This is a genomic window from Caballeronia sp. SEWSISQ10-4 2, from assembly GCF_030464885.1.
GTDB lineage: Bacteria > Pseudomonadota > Gammaproteobacteria > Burkholderiales > Burkholderiaceae > Caballeronia.
Genome location: NZ_JALPRJ010000004.1, coordinates 1 through 20,261, shown reverse-complemented (window position 1 = coordinate 20,261; position 20,261 = coordinate 1). Strand labels below are relative to the sequence as shown.

Sequence of the window (20,261 nt, the reverse complement as noted above, 5' to 3'; positions counted from 1 at the left end):
CCTGTGCTCATGCGCGTGCTCCGTCGGGATAGACAACGGCTTGCCGGGCTTGCGCCTCGATGCCGGATTGGGATGTGGGCGGCTGGGCAGCCGAGGGCGGCGCGACATGCGTGGCCTGCTCCGCGCCCTGCTCCACGGACGCGGCAACGCTGCGTGCGCTGACGTTCAATGCGCGGCGCAGTGCCGTGAATTGCGCGGACAGGCTCGCGTCGAGCACCCCGCAGTCCCACTCGCACAGGCAGGTGCCGGGCGCGGCGGCCGGATCGATCCGCACGTCGAAACCACCGCTCCATCCCGCGTGCTCCGCGATCTGGGTCAACATCCGGCGCGTGGCGGCATGGTCGTCTGCGGATACGGTGAGCGTCACATACGACTCGCCGTCGATCACGCGTGCCAGGGTCGCGCCGACACGCGCGAGCAACGCGTCGCGATCGCTTTCCAGCACGACCTGTTCGACCGCCTTCATCACCAGACCCGCGAGCCGTTCCTGCGCGAGGCGCGCGCTGTGCTGTTCGCCGCGAACGTGTTCCTGAATTGTCCGGTGCATTTCGTCGATGCCGCGCTGCAAGCCGGCCGCGTACCCCAGCCGGCCGCTGCTCGCGAATTTCGCGTCGAGTTCGGCATTGAGCGCGTCGGCGTGCTGCTGCGCGTCGAGCAGAATCGCGGACGCCTCGTCGCGCGCCGCGCTCAGCAGGGCGTCAGCGTCCGCCCTCGCCTGCGCGAGCGTTGCGTCGAGATCCATCAGCGTGGCGAAGTCGTCGCCGCTCAGCACATCCTGATCGAGGCCGAGCGACCAACCGTCGCGAGCCGCATGATCGAGCCAGATCACCATGAGAGTCCCGATACGAGCGCCGTCAGGCGTTCCAGAAAGCGCGCGCCGTCGAGGCCGGGCGTCAGCAGGTTTGCGTCGACGCGCTGCCAGTCGCCCGCGATGTGTAACGTCATCAGATGCCAGATGCCGGGGTCGTCGACGCAGCCGTCCGCGCGCAACAGCAGCAAACCTTCGCGGACCAGCGCATCCGCGTCGAGCGCGGCCGGCAACGGCAACGCGCTTTCGCCGTCACGCGCATCGGCGCGTTGCAACGCGTGCAGCGAAGCGGCGCCGACCGCGGCGCGCATCGCGGCGAGCGCAGGGCGGTCGATGCAGCGGCGCACCGCGGTCCGGCGCGCATACAGCGCACGCACCGCCAGAACGCGGCGCAGTGCCGCGGGTTCGAGCACGCCGAGCCGGTTGCCGGGACGCGTGAACGCGTCGACCGGCACGCGGCGCGGACACAGCAGCTCGCGCAGCCACACGAAGCCCGCGCCCTGCGTGGCGGCTGGCGGCGGCAAGCCGGGCAGCACGCCGCGCAACTCGGTATCGAGCCGGCGCAGACGCGTGTCGTACGCTCGCAACGCGTCGAGGACGGGCGCCAGCGTGGCGGCGGCGGCCGGCTCGCCGAGGTCGGTCACGGCGTCGGCCACGTCGTCAATCACCGCGTCGGCCACGTCGGCGCTCACGTCGTTGTCCCTGACGAAGGCGCGGGCGCATTGGCCGCCGCAGCCGGCCGATTCGCGCGGGTGCGTTGCAACACCTGACTCAGCGACGCGCCGAGCGCCGCGCGGAACCACCACATCAGCCCGCCCGCCACCAGCGCCGCCAGCAACGGCACGCCCCACAGAAGCCACGGCGATGGCGTGCGCGAGTGCACGCGCGTGGTCGCCGCGGTGCCGGGCACGAGCGTCACGCTGACGTTGTCGTACGTGAGCCCTTCCACGCTATGCACCACGAGATTCTTGATGCTCGGCGTGAGCGCGCTCACGTCGGCATCGGCGGAATACTTGATGAACACCGCCGCCGACGACGGCTTGATCGACGTCGACAACGGATCGTTGTTCGGCAGCACGATCTGCACGTTCGCGAATTCCACGCCGTCGATGCGCGTGAGCATCGACGCCAGTTGTTGCGACACGCCGTAAATGAAGCGCACGCGCTCTTCGGTCGGCGTGGAGATCAGCCCGTCCTTCTTGAACATCTCGCCGAGATTCGAGTACTTGTCGCGCGGCAGCCCGTGAGCGTGCAGCACTTCGATCGCCTGCGCGAAATCGTCGCCCGGCATCGTCACGGTCCACGTCTTGCCGCCGTCCGGCGAACTCTTGTCGGGACTCAGCCCGGCCTGCATCAGCACCGACAGCATGTCGTCGGCGTCCGCCTCGGAGAGCTGCGCATACAGCTGCTTGTCGCAGCCGGTCAGCAGCACGGCGACGACCAGCATCATCAGCACCGATTTACGCGTCCATAACGATCGCATCACACGGCCTCACTGATTCTTCATCAAGTTCTGGACCGCGCCCTTGCCGCCCTGCGCGAAGCCCACTCCCATCTCGATGGTGGTCATCATCTCCGCCATCTTGAACTGCAATTCCACGGAGCGCGCCGCGAACTCGGTCGGGTTCAGCGTCGGCGCGTCCTTCTGGAAGCGCTCGATATCCTGCGCGATGTCGCCGACCACGCCGTCCTGCTGCGCGACGATCTTCGCGAGCGCCGAGTCGTGCGGATGCGCATTCACGCCGGCGTCCGCGCCCAGCTTCGCGTGGTCCATCAGCGCCTTGAACTTCGCGGCGGCTTCGTCCGTTGCGGGCGCCACCTGCGGCACCGCCTCGGCGGTCGCGGTGCCGGCCCTCGACGCGGCCTGAGCGGCGGTTTCGATTGCGTGAACGGGCGCTATCGCCGAGTGCGGAATCAGCATGGTGTCAGGCTCGCAGAAAGTGGGAATGGGAAAACTGCTGCACGCTCGGGCGCTCGACCGGCTCGCTCATGCGCGGCTCGGGCTTGTTGCCCATCAGCAGATTGACGAGCGCGATGGATTCGGTGTCTTCGTTGCGGGACACCACCTCGTTCGCGAAGATGCGCCAGCTCGGATCTTTCATCGAGAACAGGCAGATCGCCATCAACGCGCTCACATACGCATTGAACGGCTGTTGCAACGTCTGGCCTTCCAGCGTGCGCAGAATCTGCGCGGCTTGGGTGAACTGCTTGCGGGCGATCAGTAGCCACACGTCGTAGACCTGCAGTTCGCGAAAGCGCGGCCGCATGACTTGCAGCGCGGCGAGCAGGCGCTCGGATTCATCGAGGTAACCCTTGTTCACGCTGGTCACCAGCAGTTCTATCAGCGCCGAGACAAGCTTGTCAGGACAGGCGGTCAGATTCAACACGTTTCCCCCAGAGAGCGGCAGCAGGACTAACGGCGCACGCTCGTTACGAATGCTGCTGAAGCTACGGAAATGGACGAACGTCGGGTTCGTTCAAGCGCTACGTTAGCGACACTGGCGCACGGTGGTCTATGTCGTAAGCGAACCGGCTCGCCATGGAGCGAACCGACGCACGCAGCACGCCGTGCGAAGCCCGCCTCGCGCGCTTCCCGTCGACGCCACGCCGCCGTTTATCCGAAGTTCGCGCGAGCGCCGCGCGCTTCGCTTGTCGCGGCGCTCGCGCTGCCGCGCCGCCGCAGAATCACGTGGCCGGACCGTTCGGAACCGGTGCAACGCAACGCAAGCCAGCCCAGCCCGGCCACGCCGCATCGAGGAACGACGCCCATGTCGGACGAAAAGACCGAAGCCCCAACAGACAAGAAACTGCGCGACGCACGGCGCGACGGCGAGGTGCCGAAGAGCACGGACCTCGCCGCCGGCGCGCTTCTCGTGGCGAGCGCGCTCGCGTTCTCGCAGGCGGGCGGCGGGATGGGCGACCATCTGCGCGCGATGATGCGCATGGGCCTCGACGTCAAGCGCGCGAGCGCGGCGGATTTCGCGCCGTTCGCGTCGATCCTCGCCGTGGCGAAGGAAGCCGCGCTGCTGTTGCTGCCGGTGCTGGGAGTCGCGTTGCTGACGCCCGCCTGCGCGCTGCTGTTGCAGACCGGCGTCAACATCTCGTTCAAGCCGATCGAGCTGAAGATGTCCGCGATCAATCCGGGCGCGGGACTGCAGCGGATTTTTTCGGTCAGATCGGTGATCGATCTGATCAAGATGACGCTCAAGGCGAGCCTGCTGATCGTCGTGCTCTACAAGGCGGTGACGGGCCTCGTGCCGCTGATCGCGAGCGTGGGTTACCAGCCGCTGATGGACGTGGTGCAGGTGTCGTGGACGATGATCTGGCGCTTCCTCGCGATTTCTGGCGCGGCCTACATCGTGCTCGGCGCCGCCGACTACGGGATCCAGCGCTGGCTCTTCATCCGCGATCACCGCATGAGCAAGGACGAGATCAAGCGCGAAGGCAAGGAGTCGGAGGGCAACCCCGAACTCAAGGGCAAGCGCAAGCAGATCGCGCGCGAAGACGCGCAGTCGAGCCCGGAAAAACGCATTCAAGGCGCGCAGGCCGTCGTGGTCAATCCGACCCACTTCGCGGTCGCGCTGCGCTATGCGCCCGAGGAACACGGGCTGCCGCGCATCATCGCGAAAGGCGTGGACGGCGACGCGCTCGCGATTCGCCGCGCGGCCGAGAAAACCGGCATTCCGCTGATCGAAGATCCGCCGCTCGCGCGCGCGCTGTACAAGGTGCCGTTGCACGACGCGGTGCCCGATGCGCTGTTCGAGAGCGTCGCCGAAGTGCTGGTGTGGGCGAACCAGATCAGTCAGGCAGGCGCCGCATGAAGACTTTTCGCGCAGCCGTTCGCGCTCGTTCCCTTCCCTGTTTTGCCGCACTCAAAGGTTACGCATGAGCATCATGAAGCTTCAGCTTTCAGGCCGGTCCGGCGAAGTCAGCGTCGCCGCGCTGATCGTCGCCGTCGTCGCGCTGATGATCCTGCCGCTGCCGACATTCCTGATCGACATTCTGCTGGCGGTCAACATCATGCTCAGCGTCGTACTGCTGACCGCGACGATGTACATACCGAACGCGACCACGCTGTCGTCGTTTCCGTCGTTGCTGTTGTTCACCACGCTGTTCCGGCTCTCGCTGAATATTGCGTCGACCAAATCGATTCTGCTGCATGCGGATGCCGGCCATATCATCGAGAGCTTCGGCGAACTGGTGGTGGGCGGCAACCTCGTGGTGGGTCTCGTGGTGTTCTTGATCATCACGACAGTCCAGTTCATCGTGATCGCGAAAGGATCGGAGCGCGTCGCCGAAGTCGGCGCGCGTTTCACGCTCGACGCGATGCCCGGCAAGCAGATGGCGATCGACGCCGACGTGCGCGCCGGCTCGCTCACCGCCGAGGAGGCGCGCGAGCGGCGCGCGATGCTGGCGGTCGAAAGCCAGTTGCACGGCGGGATGGATGGCGCGATGAAGTTCGTCAAGGGCGACGCCATCGCCGGGCTGATCATCACAATGGTCAACATCTTCGCGGGGATCGTGGTGGGCACGTCCTACCACGGCATGACCGCCGGCGAGGCGGCCGCGCGTTTCTCGGTGCTGTCGATCGGCGATGCGATGGTGTCGCAGATTCCGTCGCTGCTGATTTCGGTGGCAGCCGGCGTCATGATCACGCGCGTCGCGAGTGATCATGACAAGCCGAGCTCGCTCGGCATGGATATCGCGTCGCAACTGAGCACCAGTTCGCGCGCGCTGTCTACCGCGGCGGTGCTGCTGTGCGGCTTCGCGCTGGTGCCGGGCTTTCCGTCGACGATCTTCGTGCTGCTCGCCGCGTTTATTTTCGGCGGCGGCCATCTGGTGCGGCGTAAGAGCGGCGCGGGCCGCACCGCCGCCCAGGAAGCGCTGCCTTCGTTGCAGCGTGACGGCATCAAGAAAGCCGCGGACAGCATCCTGCGCGTCGCGCCCGCGTTCGCGGCGCCGCTTGCGGTGAAGCTCTCCAGCGGGCTCGCGGCGAAACTCGATTCGGCGCATCTAAACGAGGTGTTCGAAAAAGGCCGGCAACAAGTCGTCGAGGAACTCGGCTTGCCATTTCCGGGGATCGTGTTCTGGGCCTCGGATGCATTGCCCGGCCTCGGCTACAGCGTACTGATTCATGACGTACCGGTGGACACTGCCGATCTAGACACGCTCGCCACGTCGCCCGACGGCGCGCCCGGAACCGTGGATATCGAAAGCGCGATCGGTACGCATGTGATCAGGCTGTTGCGGCAGGAGGCGCGCCTCTTCGTCGGCGTGCAGGAGACGCAATGGATTCTAGAGCGCGTGACACTCGACTACCCCGGTCTCGTCGCCGAAGTGCAGAAGGCGCTGCCGGTGCAGCGTATCGCGGAGGTGTTGCGGCGTCTGCTGGAAGAGCAAATTCCGATCCGCGATATCCGCTCGATCCTTGAAAGCATGGTCGTGTGGGGGCCGAAAGAGAAGGACCTGATCATGTTGACCGAATACGTCCGCGCGGATCTGGGCCGCATGATCGGCCATCGCGCGTCACAAGGCTTGCGCAAGATGCCGGCCATCGTGCTCGATCAGGAACTCGAACAGACGATCCGGCAAGCGATCAAGCCGACGCCCGCCGGCAATTACCTGACGCTCGAACCGCGTCAGGTCGAGATGATCATCCAGAGCCTCGAAAACATGGTGACCGGCACGCCGCCCGCCAATCTCGCGGTGGTGACCGCCGTCGACATTCGCCGCTATTTTCGCCGGATGATTGAGCGCAGGCTGAACTGGCTCGACGTGTATTCGTTTCAGGAACTCAACGGCGAGATCGATCTGCAGTTGTTCGGCAGCTTGTCGCTCTGATCTTTTTCAATCCGATCCACTTTGACGAACGCGGAGCCGCAATGTTGAACCAACCCATTCATCTGCGGCCTCTGCGAATTCTTTCCCCCGCGACGGCGCCCGGCGACCCGCCGCCGGATCAGGCCCGCAGCGCGCGTTTCAGAAGTCTGATGACAGCGGTGTCGGCGTCGCGACCGGACGAGAACGAGATCGTACAGGCGAATGACGGGGATGAGATCTTGACCGACAACGAAGACGGCAACGCGCCGGCAGCCGCCGCGGAGAGCTTGCCGCTTGTGCAGCTTGCGCAGCCTACGCCCCTGCCTTCCCCGCCCGGGCAGGCCAATGCACCAGCCTGTTCCGAGCGATACGACGCGGACCCGCCTATTCCGCGCGAGTCCGCGGCCGACGCCGAGCCAGGCGCACAGCACGACGAAATTCACGCGCTGCCGCTGACCGATCATGAAAAACGACTAGCGGCGAACCATCGTATTGCCGCAAACCGTGCGCCGTCCTTTTCCGTGCGCGGCAGCCGGCCGCTGACACCGCATACCGATGCGGCCGCCGACAGCCGCATGCCTTCCGCCGATACACCGAACGACGACGACCCTTCGCGGCTCGACCTGCTCACCGCCCACCTCACGTCGCTGATCAACTTCACCCGCGCAGCGCCGGACGACCAGGCGGTCACGATAAGGCTCGATCCCAAGATTCTCGACGAGACGACTTTGCACATGGCCATTTCGCGGTCGCGCTTGTCGCTTCGCTTCCAGAGTCCCGTGCCCGCTTCACGCGCCCTAATCTATACCCATGCCAACGGATTGGCTGCGCGGCTCGAATCGCGCGTAAAAAGGCCGACAAGCATTGAGGTGACCGCATAGCGGAAGCCGCTCTGCACAATGGATCAAATCGCGATGCAGCAATTCGAAGAGCTGACACACCGCCTCATACGCTACTCGCCGCCGCTGGCGGCGCTATCGCGGCTGCTATGCGAGGCGCCGGAACACGCGCCGTTCGGTCTGTCCGGTGTAATGCCCGCAGCGGCGGGCGGGCGGAGCAAACCGGGCCACGCGTTCGTTTGCCCCACGCAGCTGAGTTTGATCAGCGACTACGGCACGCTCGACGTGCGCTTCGATGCGCAACGTTTTCCTGCGCTGGAGAGCATCGCGGCGGACGACAATGCGGCGCGACGCGTCGCGCTGATCAATTTGTGGCTGAACGCGTGGCTGGAAACCGCGCGGCGCGAAGGCCTCGACACGTTACGCGTGGCCGACCTCGTCCCTTGCGATGTCCGCGATGACCACTCGCAAGCCGGCGAGCGGGCGCTGGAGAGCGGATTGCCGCTGATCTTCAACCGCGCGACGCCACCGCTTCAATGCGTTATCACGAGCGTACCGGTCGGGCTGATCGACGAACTGAAGGCCAGATCCGTGGCGAATGCCGCAGTGAATACCGTAATGAATAAACACGCACCGGCCGACCGTCTTGCGGCGTTTGCCTATGTCCATCTGCCCGGCCGCTTGTGCGTGGCGCGGCGCACCTGCCCTACCGCGATACTGAAAGCGCTACGTCCGCGCGACGTGCTGCTGGGCTGGAATGTCACGCATCCTTCCGCGAGCCGGCAACCGATGACCGCGCTGATCTCGTGGGGCGCGCGTACCGGCCTACGGCTCGCGGCGTCTGTCGACATTCAGGGCAGCCATATCACCTTTGTCACCGAACCGACTATGACCCAAGACGCCTTCGACTCAAGCGCTTACGACTCAACCGCCTACGACACGCCGACCGACGCGGACGCCGTCTGGCGCGAACAGGAGCAAACCAATAGCGACATTCGCGCGGAACAACCCGCGCTCGACGCCCTGAGCGAACTCGACGTACCCGTACAACTCGAGATCAGCACGCTCGAACTCCCGCTCGCCACACTCGCGACGTTGCAGCCCGGCTATCTGCTCGAATTGCCGATCGCAGTCGAAGACGCGCAGGTGCGGCTCGTCGTGCACGGCCGCACGATAGGCACCGGACGGCTGGTGGCGATCGGCGAGCATCTCGGTTTGCAGATCGCCCGAATCGGCAGCGCGTAAGCACAAGGCGACCCGACACCGCATGAATCCCAATCTGAACATCGCCTCCCTGCTGATCACGCTGCTGGCGCTCGGGCTGTTGCCGTTCGTCGCGATGGTCGTCACGTCGTACACGAAGATCGTGATCGTGCTCGGGCTGCTGCGCAATGCGCTCGGCACACAGCAGGTCCCGCCGGCCACGGTCACCAACGGCATTGCGCTGATCATCACGTGCTTCGTGATGGCGCCGGTCGGCATGCAGGCGTACGAGTCCGCACAGAAAGCGCAGGAGGACGGCACCGGCCAGGTGATGCAGATGTTCGAGTCGGTCCGCGAGCCGTTCCGGCAGTTTCTCGTCAAGCACGCGGGCACGCGTGAAAAAGCGTTCTTCATGCGCTCGGTCAAGGAAATCTGGCCGCCCAATCTCGCCAACAAGGTGCATGAGGACGATCTGATCGTACTCGCCCCCGCGTTCACCGTCAGCGAACTGACCGCGGCGTTCAAGATCGGTTTCCTGCTGTACCTCGTGTTCATCGTGATCGATCTCGTGATTGCCAACATCCTGATGGCGCTCGGACTCTCGCAGGTCACGCCGACCAACATCGCAATCCCGTTCAAGCTGATGCTGTTCGTCGTGATGGACGGCTGGTCGATGCTGCTGCATGGGCTCGTTTCCACTTACAAGTGATGCCATGGACTACGAAAACATCGTGAGCCTCACCACGAGCGCGCTGACGCTCTGCCTGCTGATCTCGCTGCCTGTCGTCGCGACGGCCGCGGTGTCGGGTCTGCTCATCTCGTTTCTGCAGGCCATTACGTCGCTTCAGGACAGCAGCATCTCGCAGGTGGCGAAGCTGATCATCGTGACGGGGGTCATTCTCGCGTTCGCGCCGTGGGGCGCCTCCGCGATCCTGCAGTTCGCGCAATCGATCACGAGGGTGATTTTCCAATGAAAGTTCACCGCCACCCGCACCTCCAGGTCCACCCGCAAACAACCAACCCGGCCACGCAGGCGGCCAACGCGCAAACGAACCGCCGCAGGCGCATGGGTCAGGCGATCGAGCCGGGGGAAGCGCATCACAGCGCCGAGCTCGAAGAGCTGGTGCACAAGCATCACCAATTCCAGACAAGTTCCAAACGAAAGACGTCGCGCCGCAAAGGCGATGTCGAGAATCCCGAGGAAAGCCAGGGCGAAGCGGCGCTGGAAACCGAGACGATGGTGCTGCAGGCCTACGCGCGCGAAGCGAAGAGCTTGGTGGTCAAGGTCGGCTCGCGCGAAGGTGGAGACCAGAAAGGCGGCTCGCAGTCGAACCACGAGGGACAGCCGGACGGCAAAGGTCTTTCGAAGCCGAAGTCGGGCGGCGCCACTGTGCGGCGTGGCGTGGCGATGCAGCAGACCGCTCAAGTGTTCGCTGAAATGGCGAAGCACGCCGACCTGCCGTGGACGCAGGCACGTCTGCTCGAACTCGCGCGCGTGACCCGCATCGCCGCGGCCACCGGTGCAAGCGCGCCCGATCCGGTGGAACGCGCAATGACGTTGATGCAGCTCTATCTCACGCATTGCTCGCAACGCACGACGAACAAGGCGCCACGCACCACGCTTGCCGCGGTTCGCACGCAACTGATCGACGTGTTGCAGCAGGCGGGCGCGCCCGAGCTCGCTACGCGTCTGCCGGCCGATGCCCTTCAAGCTCGCCAGATCGAACGCTTCCACCTGTTTCTGCCGCTGTGGTTGCTGCAGTTGCATCGTCCGCGTCTTACCGCCCATATCGGACCAGCTGTCGCGCGCTCGCAAGTGATCGCGGGCTACTCCGCGCAGCTTGCGGTCTAGCGCAAAAAATCGGGAACTTCGGTTATGAAAAAGCAAATTCGTGTTTTGACCGGAAGCCATGCTGGGGCACGGTTAGAGTTAGATCCAGGCGCTTACCGGATTGGACGCGAAGCCGATGCGGACATTCAGCTGAGCGACTGGAACGGCAACGCAATGGAACTGCACTACCGCGACGACGGCGTCGTAACGCTCGACACAATCGGCCGCGGACGTACCGCGCGGCATTTGCAAAACCTGGTGCCGCGCCGCATGAACGAAGTCGTACTGTGCGTCGGTCCCTGCGATGCGGTGTGGCCGACGGATATGGATCTGCTGAGCCGCATGCTGGAGTCGGAGCGCGTAGCTGCCGAACGACGTAAAGCGCCGGTCAGGCGCTCGCCGTACCGCAGATGGATGCGCTGGAGCACGCTGGGTCTAGCCGCGGCGTCGCTTGGCGGCGTCGCGATCCTGGTCGCGCCGGGTCAGGTGTCGAGTGCGGCGGCGATGCGCAGCCCGGAGGCATTGCAGCGCTCAGCGGAGCAGGTCAGCTTCGGCGACGCGATCGCGAAGCTCGGCATGAAGGATGTGCATGTGGCGCGTAACGGCGACACAACGCTCGTGACCGGGATGGTGGCGACGCCGAACGACAAGACTCGCGTGGCGGGCGTGCTGGAGCGCTACAGGAATCTGGAGATTGCCAGCCGGTTGACGATCGCGCAGGACGTGGCGGATGAATTGCAGTCGTCGTTGGGAGAACCCGAGGTGAGCGTGACGTATGCGGGCGACGGCACGTTTCGGGTGGCAGGCATAGCGCGCGACGTGCAGAACGTGCAGCAACGGGCCGAGCGCGCGCGCATCGATTTCGGGTCGTCGATCAAACGCGTTGCATTCGACTTGAAGGAACGTGCGAGCCCGGACACAAGCGTCAGTTCGATGCTTGCGACGGAATCGCTCAGGTATGTAGAACTCGCCGATGGAACCAAAAGTTTCGCGGAGCTTCCCGCAGCAACCGACTTGAACAACGCAGGCTCGAAACCGGCGAACTCGAACACCGCCACGGAGAAATGAATATGTATTCCGCGATGACCACGGACGCCATCGAGGCGCTGGAAAGAATCGGCCGGATCACCGCCGAAGACCCGCACGATCCGCGCGTCGCCGCGGTCATTGCGAGCCTGAGGGTGACGGTTGCCAGTGTGGTGAGCGGGTCTCAAGGCGCGGACGACACGCGCAACCGTTCGTCGGCCCACACGGTCGCCGATGGCCTCTCGGCGGCGGCGGAACTCTGTTTGCGTCTGCAAGACCGACGCAGTTGAGCGACACGGCAGAGATCGGGCCGAATGGTCTGATCGATATAGACATTGGGATGAGACAAAACATAGCGCGCATCTCACGCAGGAATCCGGTGGCCGAACGGTCGGTCGCGGAGTAGTTGGCCCAATCTTGGGTTGCTTTCTATTTCCATCAAAACAAGGATCGATCATGTCGAAAGTAGGCGCAGCAAATACCGGTGCAAACGTCGCTGGGGCGGTGGGCGACACGATAAGCGCAGCAGGCAACACGGGAACAGATACGGCTTCGTCGATTGCACAGATCAACGCAGCGGCAGAAGCAATGAACCAGATCAACCTGGCAACGACCTATGCGCAGTTGAAAGAAGCGGGTCCGAAGAACATGAAGAGCTTAACGCAGGGCTAATCGAGCTTGCGGCGCCGGAATGCCGGGGGTACGACAGTACGCCAGGCATTGTCCCGGGACTTATACCTGCGAAGGGCACCGCACTGCGGCCGGCCCTTCGCCCTTCTTCCCGCCATCGAACAATCCGATAAAACATAACGGCCATGAGTCTGGAACAGCGCAATCATCTGATCGTGGACTTGTGCCAGCACCTCGGTGTGCCCAACCCCGACGATATCGTCGAAGCGGGACAACTCGAGGTCAACGGTTTCACCGTCGCCATTGATTTCTACGAGCAGGACGAGGCGGCAATCTATCTGCACATCGAATACGGGATCGTCTCCGCAGGACGAACCTTGCGGATCTTCAGGCTGCTGCTCGAAGCGAACCTGTGCATTTACGCCCAGGATCAGGCACAGCTCGGACTGGACGCCGACACCGGCGGCATCGTGCTGATCGTACGGGTGCCGCTCAGCGACGACCTCGACGGCCCGTGGCTCGGCGAGTTGCTCGACCACTACGCCGAGCATGGGCGCTACTGGCAGCACAACATTCTTTCCTCATCCGACGAAATGTTCGACAACCTCGCCAGCGGATCCTACGTATGGCTGCGCGCGTGATCGTGACAGTTCGGCGCCGGCACAGGCCGCCCATTTCATTCACGCGCGGAGCAGTCTGCCTGGCCACGCCATGAGTGCCCTTTCCGATTCGTTCCGCATGCGGGCAAACCCAGCACCGGCTGCAACGACAGCGGCAACAACAACGCGCGCCGAAGCCAGGCCCGACGTGCTACGGCTGATCAAAGCCGCATTCGATGCGCTGCATCTGCTCGTGATCGATTCCGATTCTGCTGGCGATGTGGTCGCGATTTCACTAAGCGGCGCGCTGACGTCCGTGCGCCCGACCTGGCTAAACCGCATGCAAGGCGGCGAATGGGGTGTGCTGATCAGCGTTGAAACGAGTGTCAAGCTCGATCACTTGCTGAAACCCGGCGTGGTCACGATCCTGCAGGCCGCCGGCGCACTGCTCGCCGACTGCGCGACAGCCATCGGCGGCGATGCGCATGGGCGAATTCTGTTGCTCCGCGTGCTGGCGGTCGCGGGTCTCACCGTGGAGTCGCTCGCGGCGGTGATCGCGTCGATGCAGCATCTGCGGCAACTGCTGGATGCTTCGCCGGAACGCTCGGCACTGCCGACATGACGCGTGCCCGTCCGTCGGAACTCGTCGCAAGCGTGGCGCTCGCCGGCTGCATGGCGTGCGTTTCACTACCGGCCCGCGCCGATTGCTTCGACGATGCCGCCGCCTACCAGTATGTCAACCCGACCGTGTTGCGCGCGCTCGCCTGGCAAGAATCGCGCAATCGACCCGACGCGACGCATGTGAACAGGGACGGCTCAGTCGACTACGGCGTGATGCAGATTAACTCCATTCACCTGCCCGAGCTGTCGCGTTACGGTGTTGACAGGCTCACGTTGCTCGAGCCGTGCAAAAACGTCTACATTGCCGCGTGGCAGCTACGCCGGATGATGCTGAAATACGGCGACACGTGGACGGCAGTCGGCGCGTACCACTCCGAAACCCCCGCGTTGCGCGACCAATATGCCGCGCAAGTAGCTCGCGTCCTGCAGCGTTGGATCGCGGCAGGATGGGTGGATAGCGGCGTAAAGCTGAGCGCAGGTAATTAATTGCCGCCATCAAGTCAATGCATCGGGGCGCCTGCGCTAATTATCATGCAGAAAAATCAGCCAAAATGGGCAGGTCAAATTGATTTTCCGTAAGTCGAAATTGCCGAAATAATAGAATGGCGACATAGAGAAACTCGTCGCCTATTGTTCCAAACACGCAGCCAATCACCGCTAATTCGATTCTAGCCGATAGCCGCATGCATATATCGATCGGATCCGCGCGCCGGATTCCTCGTTCATTTTCATTTTTTTCCTAATTGTATACATGTGCTGTTCGAGCGTCCGGCCAACGATATCCTCATTGCTAGCCCAGATCGCCGATGCGATTTGCTGACGGCTCAGATAATTTCCCGGAGCGACAGATAACGCCCATAGAATCGCGAACTCCCGCGAGGTCAGGCGCACCTTAGTTTCGCTCGAATTGTCGCGCAGCGTGACCGTCCCTCCCCGCCGGTCGAGCCGGTAGTTGGCGAAACTCACTTCAAGATCGCGAGGGTCGGAGGCCACTCGCTTAAATCGTTTGAGCGTATGCAACGTGCGCAGGTATAACTCGCTCGCGTCGAGCGGTAGCAGCACAATTTCGTCCGCTCTCGCCTCGAGCGAGCAGGTCATGAATTGCGGTTGCCGTAGTGCGCCGAACACAATCAATGGCACGCGGCGGTTTTCCAGGCTGAGATATCTGCTCTGTACTTCCTGGCTGAGGTCAGAATCAAGCAGCAGTCCACTAAATTCATTACTCGAAAAGGCCGGCATCATAGAAGCGGATTGATCGAATTGAGTGCATTGACAATCTTCAGGAAAACAATTCCGCACAAAATGGAATAGTTCGTCATCACGCGTAATGACCGCTAGTTTCATATTTATATGGCCGAAATCATTCATAAATGCGGCTGTCGTCGAAATCGTCCTATTAGTGTAAATACGTTAAAGTCTGTGCATGATTGTTTTTACCAAATGTTTCAACACGGCTCGACTAATTTATATTATTGAAAGTATCTTATAGAAATTAGCGATGAAATAGCGGACGTTGACGGCGGATACGACTTTTGTAACGCGTTAAATTACAAAATAATTACGAATGCTCACAGTCAGGAAACAGATTTATCTTCGAAATTTAACCGAAGCTTTCGGAGATTTTGCAGGTAAAGCTTGCCCGACTAACTCTATGTCACGCGCACATGTGTGGTCAGCAGTGGTATTTACAAGTCGGAAGACAATCGGCGATTGTCGACACTTGTACGTCCCGAGCGGTACGACCGTTGTCAACGACTTCAAGCCGATAGCCAGACAAATAGACGGCACGCAGCACCACAGGGCCGTCCTTACCTATTCTTAGTTTGCCGCGCAAGCGATGGATCTGTTTGCCGAGTGCGGAGTCGTTCTGCATCGCATTTGATTGCCAGATCACGGCTGCGATGCGCAGCCGGCTTATCAGTACGCCGGGATGGGAGAATAATAACCATGCGAGTTCAAACTCCTGCGGGCTCAGTAGCAACGTTGTGCCGTCGAGTGTCACGCGCTGCAAATGCTTGTCGAGGACGTAGTTAGCCAGTTCGACCCGAAATGCCTGCGCTACGGACGTATTCAGGCGGGAGTGACAGCGCGCTGCGCGCACCGCGAATTCGTCGATGTCGAACGTGCCGGTAACGAAATCGTCGCCACCTAGTTCTAGCGCGCGAGCGATAAACTCGGGGCGCAGCAACTGCCCGATCACGAGGATCGCGAAGTCCTTGCGCCCTTGGCTTTCCTTCCATGTGGAAAGCCGCCCAATTGCATCCAGATGCGTGTCCGCGTCGACGACGACCAAATCGATCGCTTCGCGATGCAGCATGTGCCGGATCAAATCCACAGTAGTTTCGAAGTGACGAGCAGCAAGGTCGCCGGATTGCACCGAGCGGGTTGCAATGGCCTTCATCAGGAAGCGATTTTTCGTCAAGACAGCGATAAGCACGATGCCACCTCCAGTCCGAGGACCGTTGGATATCTCTTGTAAAAACCACATTGCGGGCCAAAGGTTTACCCGCAAAGGCTCGTCATAAAAGTTTCGCCGTGACTGCTCCAGCCGATCCTCCCCTCCCGACCAATCTTGAAAAGTGCCTGTCAGATGCAGCGCAGGCACGAGCGATGAGATCACGCCATGAGCCATGTTGTCATTGCGGGTCGCCGCGCAGACGATGTCCCACCCTCACTTAACAATTCAGTTTCAGTGAATATTCCATTGCCTCGAAAAAGCGGCGCATAACCGACAGTTAAAACCGCGCGCTGTCTTTAACAACACAACCCGCCAGTCTGAATTGCGATCTGAAACGCTTCCTGCTTGAGTGCGCAGGGCTTCGACGAAATCGCTGGCGGATTCGGCGATGAACTGCATGGTGTTAAAGCTGGTAGACGGAAGGCACCCGGGCGAGATCCAGCAGGAGCAACATGTATTCTCGCGCTTTAGGAATGCGGCTCGGTTCATGGGCGCGGAATCTGCCGGCGCGTTTTATGTTTGCGATTGCCGCTGCGCGTCCAGCGATGAGACATTCCGAACTAAAAGACCATCCGGAGGCTCAGGCCGGCACCAAGGTTATTGCGCTCGCCAGAGAATGTCAGCGGCCCATTGGGATCATTGACAGAAGCGCCGCTGAGATGGCTGCGGTCGATCTCCAGGTAGACGTCAGTACGCTTACTCAGGATGTAATCCGCCATGCCGCAGACGGTCTGGATCGTGCCGTTGCTGCCTGGAGCTGCGTTCTTCGCATGATCGTACGCGTACGACACAATGAATTTCCATAACGGACCCGGCTGATAAGTTGCACCGACACGCGCAAAAAGATCGGTGCGCTTGTCGGTCTGCGGGCCGCTCGCGGTGATCGCGTTGCTCACAATGTTGGCGTTTGACAACGCGCCGCCCGTGTTCGTCCCCGCAACGGAAAAGCCGGCGTCGCGTTGGGCGTCGATCCCGTAGATATAAAGGCCGAACTGACCCACGTTCACCGTGCCGCCGAACGATCCCACTCTTAGCTTCCGGCCACCCGCGTCTTCTGATTGCGTTGCCGCTATGCCTACGCTGCCCGTGCTGAAGGTGTAGATGGCCGAGCCGAAGGTCGTGCCACCGCTTCCAAAACTTCCGGCCTGGTTGCCGAACGAGTGCTGCAACGAGATGCTGATCGGTCCGACCCGCGTGTCGTATTGCGCGGTGTTATCGAAGCGGATACCCGTAATGAAAAGCTCCCAGTCGGTGCTGTTGATGTTACCGCCGCCAATGGGATCGAAGTGGAACGCGTAGAAGTTGAACATGCCGCCGTACTGTCGGCCGAGCTTGAGCGAGCCATACGTGTTACTTTGCAGGCCGACCCACGAATAGCGGCCGAACAATTGGGACTGCTGGTCGCTCTTACCGTTGGCAATGTTATAACCCGCCTGCAAGTCGAAAATGGCCGCAAGGCCACCGCCCAGGTCTTCACTTCCCTTGAAACCGAACCGATTGCCATTGATCGGTCCTTCGTTCACGCCGACAAAGCTATGCGACGACGTGCTGGACGAACTCTGGTATCGGATCGACTGATCGATGAGTCCGTACAGCCTCACGCTGGATTGCGCATATGTACTGCCGCAAAGCAATGCTGCGCCCGCCCCGATGATGTTTTTTTTCATGTGAGTGACCCGGCCATTTCCGGTCTTTAGAAGTCGTTGGCATGTGGCTCTGCTACCCATCCAGATAACATGGACAGGGCATTTTTATCCGGGCTTGGGGAACAAATCGAATCAGAAATAAAAGTGAGCGGCACAAAAAAACTTTATGCGGCCGGCTTCATTTCAGAGACGTTCCAAAGACACGCTCGCGCGCGAAAGCCTTCAGAAAGGAAGCGATAAGAGATCAAAACAGATCACGGCTCGAACTCGCGCCTTTATTGACGCGGTTCCACTCGGGAGCTTAGTCAGGCTTGTTCGCCGGACGTCCGTATTCGCCAATGCGGTCCACATACTGCCGCACGGTTTCCACGGCAATATCGATCAGCCGGTCCGGCCACGCAAAGCCCGTGCGCCACGCCATCACGAAAGGCATGGGAGGCGGTGCAATAACGTTGGTCAGCAGTTTGAGCGCACCGCTCGCGAGTTCGGCCTGAACCAGCGCAGGTGGCATGACGGCCACGCCAAAATCGTTTTGTATCAGCTTGATCATGGCCGCCACTGAATTGACCGTGCTGATTTGCGATGACTCCATGCCCTGCGACTGAAGCATCCGCACGAGGTCCTGGTGAGGCCGCGAATAACGCGAGAACGTGATCAGCCGACCGCGTGAGAGCAAGCGCAATGCGGTGGTCGGCCCCTCATTGCCAAGCTCGCTGAGGTTGAAGTTGCGGGATGCCACCCATGCAAGCGGAAGTTGCAGCAGTTCCGCGCTCTGGATGGTTTCTTCGCGCAGCAGGTCGGTATGAAATACGACGTCGAGCATTCCTTTGCGCAAGTGCTCGTTGAGATGAAGCGCGGTATCGACAGTCACCGAAATATCGAGGTTGGGATATTTGCGCGTCACGTCAATAACAAAATCGACAAACCACGTATGCACCGCGCTATCCATGGCGCCAATTCGAATGGAGCCGTGTTCAAGGGTCTGGTCCTGCAGCGAAGCACGCAGGCGCAGCATGGCTTGCGTCACCTGTTCGGCATGTTGGAGTACCCGCTCTCCCTCGCGCGTCAACGTGACGCCCTTGGGGTCGCGGGTAAAGAGCCGAGCGCCCAGTTCCTCTTCAAGCACGGCGATTCTGCTGGATATGGCGGCCTGCGTTGAATGCAGCTTGTCAGCGGCGAGACTAAAGCTGTGCAGGCGCGCAACCCAGATAAAAGTATCGAGAAACTTCAGGTTCATCTGCACCTCAACGAACGACGCCTGAAACGTTTTTGGCAGCGAACCTCCGGTCAGAGAGTCGCCACCAGCGCGTAAATCCACGTACGAGCGGCGACAACTGACGACCCCTCTTACAAGAACATGAAAGTGTTCAGCAATATTATATTGATAACCAGCATGGTGAGCGCCGTCGGGACTTGCGCCTTGATGACGCCGTACTTGTACGAAAGTTCGAGCAACGCTGCAGGAACGATGTTGTAGTTCGCGGCCATGGGCGTGAGAAGCGTACCGCAATAGCCCGAAAACATGCCGATGGCCACCATGGGTGCAGGGTTGCCGTGAAATACACCCACCTATAAAGACCTCCCCGTTTTTGCAAGCTGGGTTTAGTAAATCATTCATTGAGCTCCTGCATTGCCAGTCGAGACCACAGGGACACGGACGGCGGCGAGACAGACTGCGCACCTATAAACGGCCTTGTTGGGCACGTGGTTGCTATGCCCGGGCCCGGATAGTAACCGCGCAGCAGGACTCCATCCGGGATACGGCGAATACATGTGATGTAGCGCCTGATGGGTGTTCGAGTTCGCCCGCTGCCGGTCTGACCTGTCGCTATCCTTGCCTGTTGCGTCTTCGACTACAAAGTCAATTCATGGTGAGATGGCATCTTCCGTTTTTGCTTCACGCGCCCGCCGCCATTCTGGTGCGGGCGGGCGCGTAGGACGGATCGAACCGTTCGCCCTTGGCAAGCACCGCCCACAAGATACGCGCGTGCTTGTTGGCCACGGCGACCAATGTCTTGTAGTAGCCCACGCGTGCCTGTAACTGGACGATCCAGCGTGAGAGCCGGTCGTTGCGTCGGTGCGCCGTCACGACCGCGGAGCGTGCGCCCTGAAACAGCAGGGTTCCCAGATAGTCGTCACCTTGTTTGGTGATGCACCCGAGCCGCTGTTTGCCGCCGCTGCTCTTCTGCCTGGGCACGAGGCCCAACCACGCAGCCAGTTGCCGCCCGTTTTTGAACTGCCGTGCATCCACCACCGTCGCCACTGCGGCCGATGCCGTCAGCCGGCCTACACCGCATACGTCCATGCAACGCTGCGCCTGCGGGTCGTGGTTTGCGTGCTCGGCAATTTGCCTGTCAAACCAGGCAATCTCCTCGTCCAGCGCCTGCCATTGCGCCCAGCCATGCATCAAGGCTTGGCGCGCCGGCCCTGCCAACTCATTGTTGCCATCCTCAACCCGGTCGACGAAATGCTTGCGCAACTGGCCGATACCTTGCGGCACAAACACGCCGAACTCGGCCAGCAATCCGCGAAGGCGGTTGACCAGCGCGGTACGCTCCTCGACAAATTCTGTGCGCATCCGGTGGAGCACCAGCACGCTTTGCTGCGCGGGTGATTTGACCGGCACGAAACGCATGTGGGGACGGCTTGCCGCTTCGCAGGTTGCTTCGGCATCGAGTGAGTCGTTCTTTACGTGAACGCCACCCTTGCGGTAGGGTGCGACAAACGGCTTTGTCGCAATGAGGCTGCCTGCTATGCTGCAGGCAACGAGACGAACGATG

Annotated in this window: 23 protein-coding genes and 1 pseudogene; 13 read left to right on the top strand and 11 right to left on the bottom strand. The window is 61.6% G+C overall.

What is annotated here, in order from left to right; genetic code table 11:
- Positions 1-7 precede the first annotated feature (7 nt).
- Genes sctL through M0D69_RS03680 form a run of 5 tightly spaced genes read right to left on the bottom strand, consistent with a single transcriptional unit; the run spans position 8 to position 3,195 of the window.
- Positions 8-832, bottom strand: coding sequence for a type III secretion system stator protein SctL (gene sctL, locus M0D69_RS03700; RefSeq protein WP_301780722.1), 825 nt, complete (start codon positions 830-832; stop codon positions 8-10).
- Entirely contained in the window at positions 826-1,500 is a 675-nt protein-coding gene (locus tag M0D69_RS03695) for a type III secretion protein HrpB4 (RefSeq protein ID WP_301780721.1), read from the bottom strand. Before M0D69_RS03695 ends, sctL begins: the two co-directional genes overlap by 7 nt.
- The gene (sctJ, locus tag M0D69_RS03690; RefSeq protein ID WP_301780720.1) at positions 1,497-2,291 is read right to left on the bottom strand and encodes a type III secretion system inner membrane ring lipoprotein SctJ; all 795 of its coding nucleotides are present in this window, start codon (positions 2,289-2,291) and stop codon (positions 1,497-1,499) included. The genes M0D69_RS03695 and sctJ overlap by 4 nt, the downstream gene beginning before the upstream one ends.
- Before the next feature lie 9 nt (positions 2,292-2,300).
- Positions 2,301-2,729 carry a hypothetical protein gene (locus M0D69_RS03685; protein WP_301780719.1) on the bottom strand — a complete coding sequence of 143 codons (429 nt, stop codon included), beginning with the start codon at positions 2,727-2,729 and terminating at the stop codon, positions 2,301-2,303.
- A 4-nt stretch (positions 2,730-2,733) separates the two neighbouring features.
- Positions 2,734-3,195 carry an HrpB1 family type III secretion system apparatus protein gene (locus M0D69_RS03680; protein ID WP_301780718.1) on the bottom strand — a complete coding sequence of 154 codons (462 nt, stop codon included), beginning with the start codon at positions 3,193-3,195 and terminating at the stop codon, positions 2,734-2,736.
- Between the two features lie 381 nt (positions 3,196-3,576).
- On the opposite strand from M0D69_RS03680, the gene sctU reads away from it, so the two are divergent.
- The 13 genes from sctU to M0D69_RS03615 all read left to right on the top strand — a co-directional run bounded on the left by sctU (position 3,577) and on the right by M0D69_RS03615 (position 13,863).
- Positions 3,577-4,629, top strand: coding sequence for a type III secretion system export apparatus subunit SctU (gene sctU, locus M0D69_RS03675; RefSeq protein ID WP_301780717.1), 1,053 nt, complete (start codon positions 3,577-3,579; stop codon positions 4,627-4,629).
- 64 nt (positions 4,630-4,693) lie between these two features.
- The gene (locus tag M0D69_RS03670) at positions 4,694-6,649 is read left to right on the top strand and encodes an FHIPEP family type III secretion protein (RefSeq protein WP_301780716.1); all 1,956 of its coding nucleotides are present in this window, start codon (positions 4,694-4,696) and stop codon (positions 6,647-6,649) included.
- 41 nt (positions 6,650-6,690) lie between these two features.
- On the top strand, positions 6,691-7,509 hold the full coding sequence (locus tag M0D69_RS03665; protein WP_301780715.1) for a type III secretion HpaP family protein: 819 nt from the start codon (positions 6,691-6,693) through the stop codon (positions 7,507-7,509).
- An 18-nt stretch (positions 7,510-7,527) separates the two neighbouring features.
- Entirely contained in the window at positions 7,528-8,712 is a 1,185-nt protein-coding gene (gene sctQ / locus M0D69_RS03660; RefSeq protein WP_301780714.1) for a type III secretion system cytoplasmic ring protein SctQ, read from the top strand.
- Between the two features lie 22 nt (positions 8,713-8,734).
- Positions 8,735-9,379: a type III secretion system export apparatus subunit SctR gene (gene sctR / locus M0D69_RS03655; protein ID WP_301780713.1), complete on the top strand. Its 645-nt coding sequence runs from the start codon at positions 8,735-8,737 to the stop codon at positions 9,377-9,379.
- 4 nt (positions 9,380-9,383) lie between these two features.
- Positions 9,384-9,644 carry a type III secretion system export apparatus subunit SctS gene (gene sctS / locus M0D69_RS03650; RefSeq protein ID WP_301780712.1) on the top strand — a complete coding sequence of 87 codons (261 nt, stop codon included), beginning with the start codon at positions 9,384-9,386 and terminating at the stop codon, positions 9,642-9,644.
- Positions 9,641-10,522 carry a hypothetical protein gene (locus tag M0D69_RS03645; protein WP_301780711.1) on the top strand — a complete coding sequence of 294 codons (882 nt, stop codon included), beginning with the start codon at positions 9,641-9,643 and terminating at the stop codon, positions 10,520-10,522. Before sctS ends, M0D69_RS03645 begins: the two co-directional genes overlap by 4 nt.
- Positions 10,523-10,675: 153 nt before the next feature.
- Positions 10,676-11,569 carry a hypothetical protein gene (locus M0D69_RS03640; RefSeq protein WP_301780710.1) on the top strand — a complete coding sequence of 298 codons (894 nt, stop codon included), beginning with the start codon at positions 10,676-10,678 and terminating at the stop codon, positions 11,567-11,569.
- Positions 11,566-11,817, top strand: a complete 252-nt coding sequence (locus tag M0D69_RS03635) for a hypothetical protein (RefSeq protein ID WP_301780709.1) — start codon at positions 11,566-11,568, stop codon at positions 11,815-11,817. The genes M0D69_RS03640 and M0D69_RS03635 overlap by 4 nt, the downstream gene beginning before the upstream one ends.
- A 166-nt stretch (positions 11,818-11,983) precedes the next feature.
- The gene (locus tag M0D69_RS03630) at positions 11,984-12,199 is read left to right on the top strand and encodes a hypothetical protein (RefSeq protein ID WP_301780708.1); all 216 of its coding nucleotides are present in this window, start codon (positions 11,984-11,986) and stop codon (positions 12,197-12,199) included.
- Between the two features lie 143 nt (positions 12,200-12,342).
- Entirely contained in the window at positions 12,343-12,798 is a 456-nt protein-coding gene (locus M0D69_RS03625) for a CesT family type III secretion system chaperone (protein ID WP_301780707.1), read from the top strand.
- A gap of 70 nt (positions 12,799-12,868) precedes the next feature.
- Positions 12,869-13,378, top strand: coding sequence for a hypothetical protein (locus tag M0D69_RS03620; RefSeq protein WP_301780706.1), 510 nt, complete (start codon positions 12,869-12,871; stop codon positions 13,376-13,378).
- Between the two features lie 50 nt (positions 13,379-13,428).
- Positions 13,429-13,863: a lytic transglycosylase domain-containing protein gene (locus tag M0D69_RS03615; protein ID WP_301780857.1), complete on the top strand. Its 435-nt coding sequence runs from the start codon at positions 13,429-13,431 to the stop codon at positions 13,861-13,863.
- Between the two features lie 171 nt (positions 13,864-14,034).
- On the opposite strand, the gene M0D69_RS03610 is transcribed toward M0D69_RS03615, so the two are convergent.
- From M0D69_RS03610 to M0D69_RS03585, 6 genes and pseudogenes are all read right to left on the bottom strand, one after another.
- On the bottom strand, positions 14,035-14,745 hold the full coding sequence (locus M0D69_RS03610; protein WP_301780705.1) for a response regulator transcription factor: 711 nt from the start codon (positions 14,743-14,745) through the stop codon (positions 14,035-14,037).
- A 304-nt stretch (positions 14,746-15,049) separates the two neighbouring features.
- Positions 15,050-16,009 (bottom strand): response regulator transcription factor, encoded by a 960-nt coding sequence (locus tag M0D69_RS03605; protein WP_301780704.1) that lies wholly within the window; start codon positions 16,007-16,009, stop codon positions 15,050-15,052.
- 386 nt (positions 16,010-16,395) lie between these two features.
- Positions 16,396-17,502, bottom strand: a complete 1,107-nt coding sequence (locus M0D69_RS03600; protein ID WP_301780703.1) for a porin — start codon at positions 17,500-17,502, stop codon at positions 16,396-16,398.
- Positions 17,503-17,782: 280 nt separating this feature from the next.
- A complete protein-coding gene (locus M0D69_RS03595; protein ID WP_301780702.1) occupies positions 17,783-18,718 on the bottom strand; it encodes a LysR family transcriptional regulator in 936 nt (311 codons plus the stop codon).
- A gap of 110 nt (positions 18,719-18,828) precedes the next feature.
- Positions 18,829-19,056: pseudogene (locus tag M0D69_RS03590) on the bottom strand (DUF979 family protein); the annotation flags it as partial.
- A gap of 322 nt (positions 19,057-19,378) precedes the next feature.
- On the bottom strand, positions 19,379-20,261 hold an 883-nt coding region (locus tag M0D69_RS03585; RefSeq protein ID WP_301780701.1), incomplete at its 5' end, for an IS110 family transposase.

What these genes read in the sequence shown, in the direction of transcription:
- M0D69_RS03645 (WP_301780711.1), top strand. Translation starts at nt 9,641, where the DNA reads ATGAAAGTTCACCGCCACCCGCACCTCCAGGTCCACCCGCAAACAACC.
- M0D69_RS03610 (WP_301780705.1), bottom strand. Translation starts at nt 14,745, where the DNA reads ATGAATGATTTCGGCCATATAAATATGAAACTAGCGGTCATTACGCGT.
- M0D69_RS03620 (WP_301780706.1), top strand. Translation starts at nt 12,869, where the DNA reads ATGAGTGCCCTTTCCGATTCGTTCCGCATGCGGGCAAACCCAGCACCG.
- M0D69_RS03670 (WP_301780716.1), top strand. Translation starts at nt 4,694, where the DNA reads ATGAGCATCATGAAGCTTCAGCTTTCAGGCCGGTCCGGCGAAGTCAGC.
- M0D69_RS03640 (WP_301780710.1), top strand. Translation starts at nt 10,676, where the DNA reads ATGGAACTGCACTACCGCGACGACGGCGTCGTAACGCTCGACACAATC.
- sctL (WP_301780722.1), bottom strand. Translation starts at nt 832, where the DNA reads ATGGTGATCTGGCTCGATCATGCGGCTCGCGACGGTTGGTCGCTCGGC.
- M0D69_RS03665 (WP_301780715.1), top strand. Translation starts at nt 6,691, where the DNA reads ATGTTGAACCAACCCATTCATCTGCGGCCTCTGCGAATTCTTTCCCCC.
- M0D69_RS03595 (WP_301780702.1), bottom strand. Translation starts at nt 18,718, where the DNA reads ATGAACCTGAAGTTTCTCGATACTTTTATCTGGGTTGCGCGCCTGCAC.
- sctU (WP_301780717.1), top strand. Translation starts at nt 3,577, where the DNA reads ATGTCGGACGAAAAGACCGAAGCCCCAACAGACAAGAAACTGCGCGAC.
- sctQ (WP_301780714.1), top strand. Translation starts at nt 7,528, where the DNA reads ATGGATCAAATCGCGATGCAGCAATTCGAAGAGCTGACACACCGCCTC.
- sctS (WP_301780712.1), top strand. Translation starts at nt 9,384, where the DNA reads ATGGACTACGAAAACATCGTGAGCCTCACCACGAGCGCGCTGACGCTC.
- sctR (WP_301780713.1), top strand. Translation starts at nt 8,735, where the DNA reads ATGAATCCCAATCTGAACATCGCCTCCCTGCTGATCACGCTGCTGGCG.
- M0D69_RS03625 (WP_301780707.1), top strand. Translation starts at nt 12,343, where the DNA reads ATGAGTCTGGAACAGCGCAATCATCTGATCGTGGACTTGTGCCAGCAC.
- M0D69_RS03615 (WP_301780857.1), top strand. Translation starts at nt 13,429, where the DNA reads ATGGCGTGCGTTTCACTACCGGCCCGCGCCGATTGCTTCGACGATGCC.
- M0D69_RS03635 (WP_301780709.1), top strand. Translation starts at nt 11,566, where the DNA reads ATGAATATGTATTCCGCGATGACCACGGACGCCATCGAGGCGCTGGAA.
- M0D69_RS03605 (WP_301780704.1), bottom strand. Translation starts at nt 16,009, where the DNA reads ATGGCTCATGGCGTGATCTCATCGCTCGTGCCTGCGCTGCATCTGACA.
- M0D69_RS03630 (WP_301780708.1), top strand. Translation starts at nt 11,984, where the DNA reads ATGTCGAAAGTAGGCGCAGCAAATACCGGTGCAAACGTCGCTGGGGCG.
- M0D69_RS03685 (WP_301780719.1), bottom strand. Translation starts at nt 2,729, where the DNA reads ATGCTGATTCCGCACTCGGCGATAGCGCCCGTTCACGCAATCGAAACC.
- sctJ (WP_301780720.1), bottom strand. Translation starts at nt 2,291, where the DNA reads ATGCGATCGTTATGGACGCGTAAATCGGTGCTGATGATGCTGGTCGTC.
- M0D69_RS03600 (WP_301780703.1), bottom strand. Translation starts at nt 17,502, where the DNA reads ATGAAAAAAAACATCATCGGGGCGGGCGCAGCATTGCTTTGCGGCAGT.